The sequence below is a fragment of the Kocuria marina genome, assembly GCF_000786655.1.
Taxonomy (GTDB): Bacteria; Actinomycetota; Actinomycetes; order Actinomycetales; family Micrococcaceae; genus Kocuria; species Kocuria marina_A.
The window spans coordinates 1-13,202 of the sequence record NZ_JROM01000022.1; the positions used below are offsets into that span (position 1 = coordinate 1).

At 69.1% G+C, this 13,202-nt stretch carries 14 protein-coding genes; 1 reads left to right on the top strand and 13 read right to left on the bottom strand.

What is annotated here, in order from left to right:
- Nucleotides 1-295: 295 nt before the first annotated feature.
- From AS25_RS07375 to AS25_RS07410, 8 genes are all read right to left on the bottom strand, one after another.
- The gene (locus tag AS25_RS07375) at nucleotides 296-688 is read right to left on the bottom strand and encodes a hypothetical protein (protein WP_035963977.1); all 393 of its coding nucleotides are present in this window, start codon (nucleotides 686-688) and stop codon (nucleotides 296-298) included.
- A 98-nt stretch (nucleotides 689-786) separates the two neighbouring features.
- On the bottom strand, nucleotides 787-966 hold the full coding sequence (locus tag AS25_RS07380) for a hypothetical protein (RefSeq protein ID WP_035963978.1): 180 nt from the start codon (nucleotides 964-966) through the stop codon (nucleotides 787-789).
- 24 nt (nucleotides 967-990) lie between these two features.
- The gene (locus tag AS25_RS07385) at nucleotides 991-1,230 is read right to left on the bottom strand and encodes a hypothetical protein (protein WP_035963980.1); all 240 of its coding nucleotides are present in this window, start codon (nucleotides 1,228-1,230) and stop codon (nucleotides 991-993) included.
- Nucleotides 1,231-1,293: 63 nt separating this feature from the next.
- Nucleotides 1,294-3,249, bottom strand: coding sequence for an ExeM/NucH family extracellular endonuclease (locus AS25_RS07390; protein WP_052160807.1), 1,956 nt, complete (start codon nucleotides 3,247-3,249; stop codon nucleotides 1,294-1,296).
- Between the two features lie 180 nt (nucleotides 3,250-3,429).
- Nucleotides 3,430-4,683 (bottom strand): endonuclease/exonuclease/phosphatase family protein, encoded by a 1,254-nt coding sequence (locus tag AS25_RS07395; RefSeq protein ID WP_035963981.1) that lies wholly within the window; start codon nucleotides 4,681-4,683, stop codon nucleotides 3,430-3,432.
- Nucleotides 4,684-4,809: 126 nt separating this feature from the next.
- Entirely contained in the window at nucleotides 4,810-5,103 is a 294-nt protein-coding gene (locus AS25_RS07400; RefSeq protein ID WP_035963982.1) for a type II toxin-antitoxin system VapB family antitoxin, read from the bottom strand.
- A 157-nt stretch (nucleotides 5,104-5,260) separates the two neighbouring features.
- Entirely contained in the window at nucleotides 5,261-5,926 is a 666-nt protein-coding gene (locus tag AS25_RS07405) for a TetR/AcrR family transcriptional regulator (protein WP_035963983.1), read from the bottom strand.
- A 151-nt stretch (nucleotides 5,927-6,077) separates the two neighbouring features.
- The gene (locus tag AS25_RS07410; RefSeq protein ID WP_035963984.1) at nucleotides 6,078-6,905 is read right to left on the bottom strand and encodes a hydroxymethylpyrimidine/phosphomethylpyrimidine kinase; all 828 of its coding nucleotides are present in this window, start codon (nucleotides 6,903-6,905) and stop codon (nucleotides 6,078-6,080) included.
- Between the two features lie 121 nt (nucleotides 6,906-7,026).
- Here AS25_RS07410 and AS25_RS07415 point away from each other — a divergent pair, with 121 nt between their 5' ends.
- Nucleotides 7,027-7,773, top strand: a complete 747-nt coding sequence (locus AS25_RS07415; protein WP_035963986.1) for a queuosine precursor transporter — start codon at nucleotides 7,027-7,029, stop codon at nucleotides 7,771-7,773.
- Nucleotides 7,774-7,837: 64 nt separating this feature from the next.
- Here the strand turns inward: AS25_RS07415 and AS25_RS07420 are convergent, their stop codons facing one another.
- The 5 genes from AS25_RS07420 to AS25_RS15505 form a co-directional block, all read right to left on the bottom strand.
- Nucleotides 7,838-8,698: an MBL fold metallo-hydrolase gene (locus tag AS25_RS07420; RefSeq protein ID WP_035963987.1), complete on the bottom strand. Its 861-nt coding sequence runs from the start codon at nucleotides 8,696-8,698 to the stop codon at nucleotides 7,838-7,840.
- Complete coding sequence (gene tgt / locus AS25_RS07425) at nucleotides 8,695-10,005, bottom strand: tRNA guanosine(34) transglycosylase Tgt (protein ID WP_156960925.1); 1,311 nt, start codon at nucleotides 10,003-10,005, stop codon at nucleotides 8,695-8,697. The genes AS25_RS07420 and tgt overlap by 4 nt, the downstream gene beginning before the upstream one ends.
- Before the next feature lie 578 nt (nucleotides 10,006-10,583).
- A complete protein-coding gene (locus AS25_RS07430) occupies nucleotides 10,584-11,126 on the bottom strand; it encodes an NUDIX hydrolase family protein (RefSeq protein WP_035963988.1) in 543 nt (180 codons plus the stop codon).
- A gap of 62 nt (nucleotides 11,127-11,188) precedes the next feature.
- Nucleotides 11,189-12,367 carry a glycoside hydrolase family 76 protein gene (locus AS25_RS07435; RefSeq protein ID WP_035963989.1) on the bottom strand — a complete coding sequence of 393 codons (1,179 nt, stop codon included), beginning with the start codon at nucleotides 12,365-12,367 and terminating at the stop codon, nucleotides 11,189-11,191.
- 287 nt (nucleotides 12,368-12,654) lie between these two features.
- Nucleotides 12,655-13,137, bottom strand: a complete 483-nt coding sequence (locus tag AS25_RS15505) for a GNAT family N-acetyltransferase (RefSeq protein WP_084118077.1) — start codon at nucleotides 13,135-13,137, stop codon at nucleotides 12,655-12,657.
- Nucleotides 13,138-13,202: the final 65 nt, after the last annotated feature.

The window sequence follows — 13,202 nt, forward strand, 5'->3', positions numbered from 1 at the left end:
GATGACCCGACGCAGCTGTCAACGATCACCCGGTGGGTCCCACAGCCAACACTGTCAACGATCTCCTGACGCTAGACACCCCATCCTCCGCGCTGTGATCGACGAAATGCGCCCCGTGTCAGCACGGGGCGCATTTCTCATTCATGAACGTCGGTGCGTGGGCGCGGGCCCTGCGTCGAACCTCGTGTCGAATTCCTCGTGGAGTAAAAGCAGCCTCGCATGAGCCAGGCTGCTTTTACTCCACTTAATTTTCACCAGCGGAAGGGGTGGGAGGGTGGCCCCTCCACCCGAGGCGTCAGCGCTTCGGCGTGAACGACGTGGAGCACTTCCACGTGGTCTTGCCCGAGGTGGCGACGACGTCCACGACCACCTTGCGGTTCAGGGTGGCCCGGCCGATCGAGTAGGTCGTCACGGCGGTGCCCTTGGTCGAGGCGACCGCAGTCTTCTTGGTCGTGGTGGTCTTGTACTTGGCCGTGGTGGTGACCTTGGCGCGTGCACCCACCTGAGAGACCTTCACGGAGGTCTTGGTGTACTGGCGGGGCTGCGTCACGGACATGCTGGCCTTGCACGGCTTGACCACGGCGGCCTCCGCCGGTGCGGAGGAGCCCACGGCAACGGTGCCGGAGGCGAGGAACAATGCGATGAGCCCGGTCGTGACAGAGCGGCGGATGGAGGTTGCGGCGGACATGCGCGGATCCTTCGTTAAGGGTGAGGAAGCCCGTGGCGGGCGTGTGATGACAGCTCCGCCGGCCTGTGCGGTACTCACCGATCAAGGGGGTGAGCACATCATAGGAACAGGAATGACCCCTGAGTAATATCCGCCGAATAATTACGATCGCACATGTCTGCGCGGATCCGTCTCCGGTTCGCGAGGCCCCGGCACTGGTTGGTCAACCCGGTCATCTTGCCCTCGACCGCTTGCATGGAGTTGTTGCCGTTCTCGAAGTTGCACAGCACCTGCTTCATGCCGCGCAGGTTACCGCTGAGCTCCTACGGTGCCGCCGAGCGCGGTCGCGCCACGGCCTCGCGGGCACCCGCGAGATCGTTGCTCACGTTGCCCGGCATGTTGGCCCGGAACGCGTCGATGTGCTCGCACGTCTCGGCGGCCGTGAGCGAACCGGTCACCGCGGCCATCCCGCCGAAGGGGTCGCTGCTGTCCGCGGAGTTCCCCAATCCACCCGTGGCGGCCGGGGAGTCCCGCGCCTCCGAGATCGCGGGGGCTGGCAGCATGATGCCGCCCGGCCGCGGTCGTGCGCAACGGGCCGGGCGGCGTCGTCGTACCGGAAGGGAGGGCTACTTCGTGCCCGCCCGGAACCCGGCGATGAACGGGTCGTGGTCGGAGGAGGCGACCTCGTTCGGGACGTAGTAGTCCAGGGCCGTGGTGCGGTACTGGGCGTACTGCAGCAAGGGCGACTGGCCCGAGTTGATGTTCCACGCGGCCGCGCCGGTCATGCGCTTGGCGAGCGACGGCGAGATCAGCATGTGGTCGAGCGAACCCACCTGGCCCCCGAACACGTACGTGTAGTCGTCCTCGGCGGCCCGTGCGTACCCGGCGCGGTAGAACTCCTGCAGGGGGTCCTCCTGCGCGTACGAGTTGAAGTCGCCGAGCACGGCCACGTCCTGGGAGCCCGCGGCGGCCGTGAGTTCGGGGATCCAGTCGACGACGGCGCTCGCCTGCGCCACGCGCGACGCGTTCCAGGCACCCTGGCCGTCACCGGTGTCCCGGTTGGGACCGGTGCGGGGAGCGGAGCCCTTGGACTTGAAGTGGTTGACCACCACCGTGGTGGGTGCTGCGCCGTGCTTGCCGCCGCCCTTGGTCGCGGTGAACGTGGCCGCGATCGGGGTGCGCGCGTTCTCGAAGGCGCCGCCGGCCACGGCCTCGGAGCCGAGGGCCCGGGCCTGACCCACCTGCGTGACCTCGCGGGGCTGGTAGACGATCGCGTTGGTGATGAAGTCCTGCTCTGCGACCGGCTGCAGCTCGGAATCCGCCACGGGGACGTAGGCCCACTTAGTGTAGCCGGCCGCCTTGTTCAGCGCCTTGACCAGGGAGGCGAGCGCCTCGTCCTTGGGCTCGCCGAGCTTCGCGGAGTTTTCGACCTCCATGAGCCCGACCACGGAGGCATCCACCTTGTTGATCGCCGAGACCGTCTTGGCCTGCTGGCGCTCGAAGTCCGCGCGGTCGTAGGCCCCGCGCGCGTCACAGCCCTGCGCCACGTTGTACGTGCCGTCCGTGGAGTAGTTCCCGCCGCGGCAGCCCTTGTCCTGCCCCACGGTGGTGAAGTAGTTCAGCACGTTGAAGGACGCGATCCGCACCTGTCCACCCACCCCCGGCTTGGGGTCCGCCGAGCCGGAGAACCGGGCCGGTTCCTTGCCCGGGACCACCGGGGCGGTGGGCTGCAGGCGCCACTTGTCGAAGCGGTAGTCCACGATCACCGGGGCGGTGATCCGCGCGGTGTCGCCCACGGCCACGGGGTTCTCGGGGGTCAGGTACGGGACCTGGCGGGGTTCCTGGGTGGGCGAGGCCGCGAAGCCCCGGTTGGTGCCGTCGTCCAATGTGACCGAGATGGCGTCATTGCGCTGTGCCTGGGCGCGCGCCTCGGGGCTGTTCGGGCGTGCCACCTGAGTGGGTTGGGTGGGCAGCTCCTTGCCCGCGGACAGGCCCAGCTCACCGTAGCGGCCCACGCCATAGGTGTCCGAGACCCGGAACTTCTCCTTGGGCAGGTAGAGCATGGATTCGAGGTTCTCGCGGTTCGCGGCGGTGGACGCCCAGTTGTTCGTCACGGGCTTCACTGCGGGGAGCTTGTCGCGCACCGGAGTGACCTCCACGTTGCCCGCGAGCTGGGTCAGGCCCTTGAACTCCCCGGCCACACCCGTGACCTGCACGCGGTCACCCACGGACACCGTGGACTGGGTGGCTCCCGTGTACACGAACACGGCGTTCGAGGCCCGGGAGGTGTCCACGTGCCCACCGGTTCCGGGGGTCTGGATCACGAATCCGCCCAGGGTCCCCGGATCACCCGGGTACACGGCGGTGACGACGGAGGGCTCGGTGGTGACCGTCTGGCCCTTCAGGGGCGTCTCGTCCCCGGTGCCCTGGATCTGAGCGATCGACACGGTCCCGGTGGAACCGGAAGGCGCGGGGGCGGCCACCGCGGGTGCTGCGGCCAGGCCGCCGCACAGCAGGAGCGCGCCGGAGGATACGGTCGCGATGCGGGTCCGCAGGCTGAACAGGGGTGATGTCACGGGCATGAGGGGTCTCCAGTCGAGGGTTTGTCGGGTGGGGGATCGGGATCGCACGCCCCGGGGCGGGGTTACGCAAACAGAGGATGCGAAAAAAGGGGGGCGTGGGAACAGGGGGGTGCGTGACAGGCGGTGACGGAAGCGGGCGGCGCTTCACACGAAGACCCGGGACGCGCCGTCGTGCGGGGATCAGCGCCTGCCCGGGATCTTGACGTCCACCCACACGAGGCGGTGGTCGGAAGTCGGGAACGGGGACTCACCGGTCAGCTCGGAACCGGGCCGGCCCGGAGCGGGCCAGAAGGCACCGGCGTCGAGCAGGGGCAGGTTCTTGGACGGCAACGCGTAGTCCACCCGTAGGTTCCCGGGGGCGGGATCGTCCGAGAAGTCCGCGGTGTCGAGTGCCGGGCGTGTCACGTGCGTCCGGTTGGCGCCGCCCTGGCGCGCGCTCGCCACCACGGCGCCCGTGGACGTGGGCTGCGGGTCGCGCACCCGGGAGTTGTCGAGCAGCTGCCGCGCGGCACCCGGGAAGGAATCGCCGTCGTTCGGGTCCGAGTTGTAGTCGCCCACGATCACGAAGCGCTCGCCGCGGGGCAGGCCGCCGCGCCGCCCGGCGTCGTCGTAGATGTAGCGCGCCGACTTGGTGCCCGTGACGTAATCGGCCCAGAACCGGATCTCGTCGTTGTTCCGGCGCCCGTTACGGTCCTCGAGGCCGTCGAAGCTGGGCGGCGTGGGGTGCGCGGCCAGCACGTGCACGGTCTTGTGGCCCACGCGCACGGGGACGTCCCAGTGGGACTTGGAGGACAGCCGCAGCTGCGCAGCCTGCTCCGGCGCGTAGTAGTCGGTGGGCAGGTGGTTGCCGGGCATGTCCTGCCACCGGAAGTGCTGGAACGTGCGGACCCGATCCCAGGCGATCGGGTACTTGGAGTAGATCACCATGCCGTACTGGCCCGGGAACAGCCCGAAGCCCCAGGCGTCGTCCGGTCCGCCCACCGTGCCGTCCTGGTTGAGGTCCAGACCGGACGGCACGCCCGTGTTCACCGGCGCCACGTAGTGGTAGGGGTAGTCCACGGGCGCGTGGCCGTTCTGGCTCACCGCCAGGTAGTTGTCGCGGAACGCCTGCGCGGCGCGTCCGCCCGGGACGTAGTCGAACTCGTTGAGCAGCACGATGTCCGGGTCGTTGACCTGGATGACCTGGGCGATGTTCCGGGCCTGCTGGTTGTCCGGTGTGGACAGGTCCCGCAGCAATTGCCCCTGCTCGCCCCGGTTCAGGGACGCGTTGTACGTGGCCACGCGCAGTCCGTGCTTGTCCCGGCTTTCGTGTCCTTTGGACGACGACGCCGCTCGCGGACCTTCCCCCGCGGCGGCCGGTGCCACGGTGGTCACGGCGAGCACTCCGGCCAGTGCCGCGGCCGAGACCGCAGTGGTACGAGAACGCAGACGCATGGCAAACCTCCAGGTCAGGACGAGATGACCCGAGGGTAGAGAGGGTGAACGACCAGGTCGTAGCGGGAAAGTGAAGATTTGGTGATCCGGGCGACATCGACCGTGGAGGTTCGTGCCGCCGCGCGGTCAGAGCTCCAGGACCCGCGCGTGGATCACGGAGCGGTGGTGCAGGGCCGTGCGCAGGGCCCGGTGCACGCCGTCCTCGAGGTAGAGCGTTCCCCGCCAGGACACCACGTGGGGGAAGAGATCACCGTAGAACGTGGAGTCCGAATCCAGAAGGGTGGCCAGGTTCAGGGTGGAGGTGGTGGTCACCAGATCTCCCAGGCGCACCTGCTGCGGGGCCACCTTGGACCAGTCGGAGGGTGTGACCAGACCGTGGTCCGGATAGGGGCGATCGTCTCCCACGGCCTTGAAAATCATGGACTCACCCTAAAGCCGTACGCCCCGGTCCGCAGAACCGGGGCGTACGAGGCGGGCGGGCGTCGTCGTCCGCGGGGCCGAAAGCGCCCAGCGCGGAGGCGGGTGACAGGCGTCGGGGCCGGCAGTCCGGTCCCGATGGCGGGGCCGGACTCGGGAGTCAGGAGACCGCGCTCAAAGCGGGTGGCTGCGAGGGAAGCCGCACGGGACGGAAGTCGGCGTCGAACTGGGCGCCCAGACCGCGCTGGATGAACCGGACGGTGGCCAGGGTGCGTTCGCGCTGGGCGCGCTCGCTCTGCACCGACTTGCTGCGATCCGCGGTGGAGGTGAGGGAGCCGTGGACCAGGTCGGACAGCTCGTCGGTGTCGCCCTCCGGGAGGTAGCCCTCGTCCATGGCGCGCTGCAGGATGGACGCGAGGAGGGACTGCAGTTGCTGCACGTGCTCGCCGAGCTTGGCGAAGTCCTCCGGGGACAACACGGTGCGCATGGCCTGGCCGGGAGGCAGGTGCCGGCGGCTGAGGTCCTCGATCTGGAACCGCACGTACACGCCCAACTGGTCCACGGGGTTTTCCACCGCGGCGAGTTCTCGATGCAGGTCCGAGACGAAGCGCTCGGTCTTGTCCAGGGCGTAGGCCACGAGCAGTTCGCCCATGTCCGCGAAGTAGTTGTACACCGCGGTGCGCCCCACCCCGGCGGTCTTGGCCACCTGGGTCATGGTCAGATCGGTGAGCCCGTTGCTGTACAGCAGGTCCCCGAACGCGTCGAGAACGGCACGCTGCGTGCGCTCGCGCTGGGCGGCATTACTGGAAGCGGTGATGCGGGGCATGACGACACCTTACCTGATTCTGTCAGCAAAAGGGCGGGGCGCTGACGGGCCGTGTGTGTTCTTCCCCCATTCCACCGCATGAGCGCGGGGAATGCCCCCTACTTCAGGGCATTCCCCGCAGGCTTTCAGGAACCTCGTCGGCGCCGTTCAATCAGACCTCGGCGGCGAGCCCGCCCTGCCACAGGGAGTCGAACGGCAGGTGGGATCCCAGCCGGTGCCGGATGCCCGCGGAGACGAAGCTCTTGGCGGTGCGGGCGGCGTCGAGCGGGGAGGCGCCCTTGGCCAGCTCCGCGGTGACGGCCGCGGCCAACGAGCAGCCGGCGCCCGAGACCGGGACCTCGCCCACCTTGGGTTCGGACAGCACCTCAAGCGTGGAGCCGTCGTAGAACACGTCCACGGCGTCCGGGCCGGAGAGCCGCACGCCACCCTTCGCGAGGACGGTGGCCCCGGAGGAGTCGTGGATGCGCTGGGCCGCCTCCTTGAGGTCCTCCACGTCGTTGATCTCCTCCATCCCGGATAGGGACAGGGACTCGAAGTGGTTGGGGGTCACGAACGTGGCCAGGGGCAGCATCTGTGCCTTGAGCGCCTGATCGGTGTCGAGCGCGGCGCCCGGTTCCTGGCCCTTGCAGATCAGCACGGGGTCCAGCACCAGGTGGCGGGGCGCGAGGTCCTTCATGGCCGTGGCGACTGTGTGGATCGTGTCCGGGGAACCCAGCATGCCGATCTTCACGGCGTCCAGGTCGTACGCCGCGGAAATGGTCTGCAGCTGGTTCGCCAGGGTCTGCTGGTCCACGGGCGTGAGGCGGTGGCCCCAGTCGTTCTCGGGATCGAACGCCACGATGCACGTCAGCGCGAGCGATCCGAAGACCCCCAGGGACGTGAAGGTCTTGATGTCCGCGAGCGCCCCGGCACCGCCGGTGGCCTCGGAGCCCGCGACGGTCATGGCAACGGGCGGTTGGTTACGTGTGGTTTCGCTCATGCACGCTATTGTGCTCCCGCGCGGGACGCGCCCGCGACTCGGCGCACCACCCCATTACACTGGGCTCGACGCCGGGTGGCAGACGACGTCCCTGACCCTTCCGTACATCCCAAGGACACCCGTGTCTCACGCCACCCCGCCCCACACTTCCTCTTCCCGCACCGCCGCGCCCGCGCAGGGCGACCGGCAGTCCCTCTTCGCGCGCCGTCCCCGGACGTACTTCGACGTGATCCTGGCCGCGTACTGCGTGATCCTGGTGCTCTCCAACATCGGCGCGACCAAGGGCGTGCATTTCGGGCCCATCATCACGGACGGTGGGTTCTTCCTGTTCCCGCTGGCCTACGTGCTGGGGGACGTGGTCTCCGAGGTCTACGGTTTCCGGGCCGCACGCAAGGCGATCATCACGTCCTTCTTCTTCGGGGCGTTCTCCTCCCTGGTGTTCTGGATCGTGATCATCCTGCCGCCGGCGCCCTTCTACGAGAACCAGAGCGCGTTCGAGACGGTGCTGGGCCCGGTCCCGCTGATCGTGGCGGGTTCCCTGCTGGGTTACCTGGTGGGTCAGCTGCTCAACGCATACGTGATGGTCAAGGTCAAGGAACGCACCAAGGAGAAGCATCTTTGGGCGCGGCTGATCTCCTCCACCATGGTGGGCGAGCTCGTGGACACCGTGATCTTCTGCTCGATCGCCGCTCCCATCATCGGGATCGACTCGTGGTCCGCGTTCTTCAACTACGTCCTGGTGGGCTATGTCTACAAGGTCCTCGTGGAGGTCGTGATCATGCCGGTCACGTACGCGGTGATCGGCTGGATCAAGCGCCGCGAACCCGGCTACGACACGCGCGCCCTCGAGGAGGCGAACGCGCGGTAGCGGGGCGCGAGCGGCGTCGTCGTGCCCCCGGCTCGCGAGCCCGGGTAGGCGAGACGCCCCCGGATCAGTAGCCCAGGTAGGTGAGCTGCGCGGCGATGGAACGCTCCGCGGCGCGACGCACCCCGGCGGGGACGTCCGCGTAGACGGCGTCCGTGATCGCCTCGACGCTCGCGTCGCGGCCGAGTCCGGCGACGATCTCCCGCACCTGATCCAGGCGTTCGAGCCGGTGCTCCGTGAGTTCCTCGCACACCTCCTGCAGCTCCGGCAGGGGTGCGCCGTGGGCGGGTAGCACCGTGGCGTCCGAGCGTTGCCCGAGCAGTTCGAGGGAGCGCAGATAGTCGCCCAGGGAACCGTCCGGGTGGTCGATCATGGTGGAACCGCGCCCCAGCACGGTGTCCCCGGTGATGACCGTCTCCGGCTCGTCGTGGGGCAACCGGAAGCACACGGAGTCGGAGGTGTGCCCGGGGGTGGCCAGCACGCGGATGCTCACGCCCGCGGCCAGGATGCAGTCGCCGTCCCGCAGGGGCTCGCCGCTGTCCCGGCAGAACTCGGGCAGGGCCGCACGCACGGGCGCACCGGTGATCTCGTGGAGTCGGTCGATGCCGTCCGTGTGATCCCCGTGGCGGTGCGTCACGAGGATCAGCACCACGGTCCCGGTCGCCGCGACCGCCTGCAGGTGCGCCTCGTCCAGGGGCCCGGGATCCACGACGACGACGTCCGGCCCGGGCCACTCGCCCCGGCCCTGCGCGGACGGGTGGTGGCCGTAGTTCGGGTGCTCCGGGCCGTCCCCCGGGGCGGAGAGGATCCACGTGTTGGTGCCGTCGAGGGTCATGGGCCCGGGATTGGGCGCGAGCACCACGCCGGCGCACGCGCTCACGCGGCGCAGGACACCTGGGGTGGCGTGCACGGGCTTGGGGTCGCTCATCGCGGGCCTCCCGTTTCGGAAGGAACAGGGGAGGTCGACGGCGCGCCGTAGTACCTCGCCAGGAAATCGTCACGGTAGTCGAAGTACGTCCCCGCGTCGATGGCGTCCCGCGCGCCGGAGACGAGGTCCAGGATGAAGCGCTCGTTGTGGATGGACGCGAGTGTTGCGGCGTTGCGCTCCTTGGCCTTGAACAGGTGACGCAGGTACGCGCGGGTGTAGTGGGTGCACGTGTAGCACGGGCACGTGTCCGAGATGGGCGTGAAGTCGCGTTTGAAGCGGATGTTCGTGAGGTTGAACCGGCCATCGGGGGAGTAGACGGCCGACGAGCGGGCCACGCGAGTGGGGGAGACACAGTCGAAGGTGTCCACGCCGTTGTCGATCGCCGTGAAGATGTCATCCGGTTCGGAGATGCCCAGCAGGTGCTTGGGGGTCTCTTCCGGCAGTTCCTCCGTGCACCACCGCACGATGGTCCCCAGCTGACGTTTCTCCAGGGCACCCCCGATCCCGAACCCGTCGAAGCCCATCTCGGCCAGATCCCGGCAGGCCATACGCCGCAGGTCCTCGTACTGGGCGCCCTGGATCACCCCGAACAGCGCCTGGCAGGGTTTGTCCGCGCGGGCCTCGGTGAGCCTTCGGTGTTCGGCCACGCAGCGCAGGGCCCACTTGCGGGTGCGTTCCAGGGCGTCCTCCTGGTACTCGCGGGAATCGTGGAGTGTGGTCAGCTCGTCGAACGCGAACATGATGTCCGCGCCGATGTTGTGCTGCACCCGCATGGAGACCTCCGGGGTGAACCGGTGCAGGTCCCCGTTGAGGTAGGAACGGAACCACACGCCGTCGTCGTCCACGCGCGCCATGCGCTTGTGCCCGGGGGCGGGCTGCGCGCCCTCCGGGGACGGCGTGAGCGCGGACATGTCGATGACCTTGCCGAGCCCCGAACCCAGGGACATCACCTGGAACCCGCCCGAATCGGTGAACGTGGGGCCGGGCCAGTTCATGAAGGTGCCCAGCCCGCCGGCGGCGTCCAGGACGTCGTCGCCCGGCTCGAGGAACAGGTGGTACGCGTTGGCCAGCATCGCCTGGGCGCCCTCCGCCGCCATGGACTCCGGGAGCACGGCCTTCACGGCGGCCTGCGTGGCCACCGGGATGAACGCCGGGGTGCGGATGGGGCCGTGCGGCGTGGTGATGGTGCCCGTGCGGGCCTGGAACTGGCCGCCGTTGTCCCGGATGCGCTGCTGCGGAACGGGAGAATCACGCAGGCGCGTGTGGAGCCGGAAGGTGAACGGGGAGGGGGATTCGGTGCTGGACACCACACCATTGTGCCGGTTGCGCGAAAGCGAGAGACAATGTGGTGTCCCCTCCACCCGATGCCGAAAGAACGAGCGCAATCCGGTGAGTCAGGTCACAGAATTCTTCAGGGTCCCACCGTCCCAGCGCGACCACGTCCCGGCGGCTCGCATCGCCCTGTCCGTGGCCGTGCCCCTGTTGTTCCTGCTGGTCGTCGGGCGGACGGATCTGGCGATCTACGCGGCGTTCGGTGCCTTCACCTCCATCTACGCACGCAACGAGCCCATCCGTGCGCGGTTCAAGCACCAGACCCAGGCGGGGGTTCTCATCACGGCGTGCGTGATGCTCGGTGCGTTGCTGTCCAACCTGGGGGCGTCGGAACCGGTGGTGCCCGTCCCGGAGCATCACGGGCTGACCACGGGACAGCTGCGGGCCCACGCCGGTCGGTTTTTCCTGGCCACGGGGCCGGCATCCTGGGCAGCCTCAGTGGGTTGTCCCACAGCTACTGGGCCATGGTTGCGGCGGACACCCAGGCGATCCCGCTCATGCGGCAAGCGGCCAACGGGGGCAAGTGACCCCCTCCGGGCAGGTCATCCGCCGTTCAGCGGCCCCAGCCCGCGTGGGCGATCGCCTGGCGGATGAGGTCCTCGCGCCCACCCTCGAACTCCTCCTGGACATCCGTGGACAGCGCCTCGTCCGGGGTCATCCACGACAACTGCAGCGCGTCCTGACGGGGCTCGCACTCACCGCGCACGGGGACGATGTAGCTCAGCGCCACCGCGTGCTGCCGGTCGTCGGTCAGCCCGGTCTCGGACGGGGACGGGAAGAACTCGGACACCGCGAACGGAACCGTGGTGGACGGCATCTGCGGCATGGCGAGCGGTCCCAGGTCCTTCTCGAGGTGACGCAGCAGCGCGGCGCGCACCGTCTCGCGGTACATCACGCGCCCCGAGACGAACGTGCGCACCATGCGGCCCTCGTCGTTGGGCGTGAGCAACAACCCGATCTCGGACAGGCACCCGAGCGGGTCCAGGCGCACGGGGATGGCCTGCACGTACACGATCGGCAAGGACGCGCGGGCACGGTTGAGGTCGTCCTCGCTGAGCCAGCCAGGGTTGGGGTCCGGGGTGCGTACTGAACTCATGGTTCGTTTCTACCCTCGTGACGCCCCCGCGGGCCAGGAGCCCACGGCGTCAGCGGCCGAGTTCAGCGATCAGCCGAACGCGCGGCGGCTTCCAGCACGGTCCACGCCTGCACCTGCGTGCTGAGTTCCACCGGGGCGCCGACCCGCTGCGCCTGGTTCGCGTGCTGCGCCGGTTCGGGGGAGAACACCGCGACCGTCTCGCCCACCGTTCGCGCCGCGGCGGGCACCGTGAAGTCCTCGTCCGGGTCGAATTCCCGGCGCCCGTCCCACAGGGCGTCCGCGGTGTCGGTGACGAGCGCGCGGGCGGTGGTCCGAGCGTCGTCGTCCAGCAACGACGACGACGCCGCTTCGCCCAGGTAGCGCACCAGGATCCCCGTGAACAGCCCGGCGTCACCGCCGCCCTGACCGCGCAGGACGGGTGCACCGTGGGGGCCGGGGAGCGTGAACTCCCGGGCCGCGCCGTGGACGAGCCGTGCCGCCCGTTCGAGCCACAGCTCGCGCTCGACGGGGTCCTCGGTGAGCCCCGCGAGCTCGAGGGCCGCACCGAGGGCCGGGCCGCTGTTGTAGGTGTAGACGTGCGGGTCCACGGACGTGATCTCCTCCCCGGAGCCCGCCGCGGCCATGCGGATGCCGTCCAGGAACACGCCGCGCTCGGCGTCGAAGAGGGTGTCGAACAGCCACGTGAGCAGTGCGCGGGCCTCGGCGGTGCGGTGCATGCGCAGGAACGTCAGGGCCACCGGGGCGGTGGACGCCGTGTTCTTGTAGTCCCGCGTGGTGTTCCACCACGCACCGCCGCCCATGTTGTCGTCGCAACCGGAGGCGAGGCGCTTGGCCAGAGCGGCGCCGTCGTCCTGCACCGCGCGCGACGTGCGGCCCGTGGCGGCGACGTCCTCGTCCCGCAGGCGTCCGAGGGCGAGGGCCAACCAGGCCATGTCGTCGAAGAACACGTTGTTGGTCACCCGCCCGCCACTGTGCACGGCGATGCCCCGCAGCAACCGGTGCCCGCGGGAGCGGGCCAGCTCCGCGGTGTCCTGGTTGCCGGCCTGGTGCTCGCGGGCGGCGGCGTCCACGAACGCGTCCAGCAGATGGGCTTGCCACCAGTAGTGCCACGGTCCCCGCCACGGGCGCGGGAACGCGACAGCCCCCAGGTACGTGCCCGGCACGCGCAACGCCCGCGAACCGAACAGGTGGTCCACGGAGTGCGCGGCCTTGGCGGCGCGGTGGGCGGGGGATTCGGACATCGCGGGGCTCCTGGGAGGACGGGTGGGGTGTGTGAGGAGTTTATCGCCCGGTGCTGCTGCGGCTCGCCCGGTGCCCCCGCTGCCTTTTCTGAGTTATCGCAGCTTTTCCCCGTGGTGGGGTGCTTTTACTCCACTAGGAATTCGCGTCGGGGCGTGCGCGGATCCCTGAGCACCTCCCCATACACTCGCGTCATGGGCCCCATCGATTCCCCGACATCTCGCTCTCACCAACGCCGCCTGCCCCGTTGGTTGGTGGTGCTGATGTCCCCTGGGTGTGGTCCTGGTTCTCAGCGTGGCCTCGGCCTGTCGCGGGCAAGGCCCGGACCAGGATGAGCGTGGGGCCCGGCCATTCGAGGTCCTCGTGCTCTTCCAGGGGAAGGAAACCCATCCTGGTGTAGAAGGCCCGGGTCTGGGCATAGGGGGCCGTTCTCGAAGGACGGCCCCACCGGGTGCACGGAGAGCAGCGTGCAGCCATCGGCGGACAGATCGTCCACCACCCGTTCCACGAGACGCCTGCCAATACCGGTCCCACGCACGTCCGGATGGACGGCCATGAGGTGGATCTCCGCGGATTCGGGGAAGTGGCGTCGGGTGAGAACGACTCCCACGGGCGCTCCGTCATCGAGGGCCATAAGACGTCCGTAGCTGTCATCCGCGGCGTCCGCGGCATAACCGTCGATGGCTTCGGGAATTCCGAACCACTCCGGGAGTGCCTCAAGGATCCGGTGCACGGCGTTGTCGTCGCGGTGTTCGATGATGTCGATGGCCACCGGCCAAGCATGGCAGGATGGGCCACCGGCGAACCTCCCTGGGTTAGCTTCCGGAGGTTAGACCG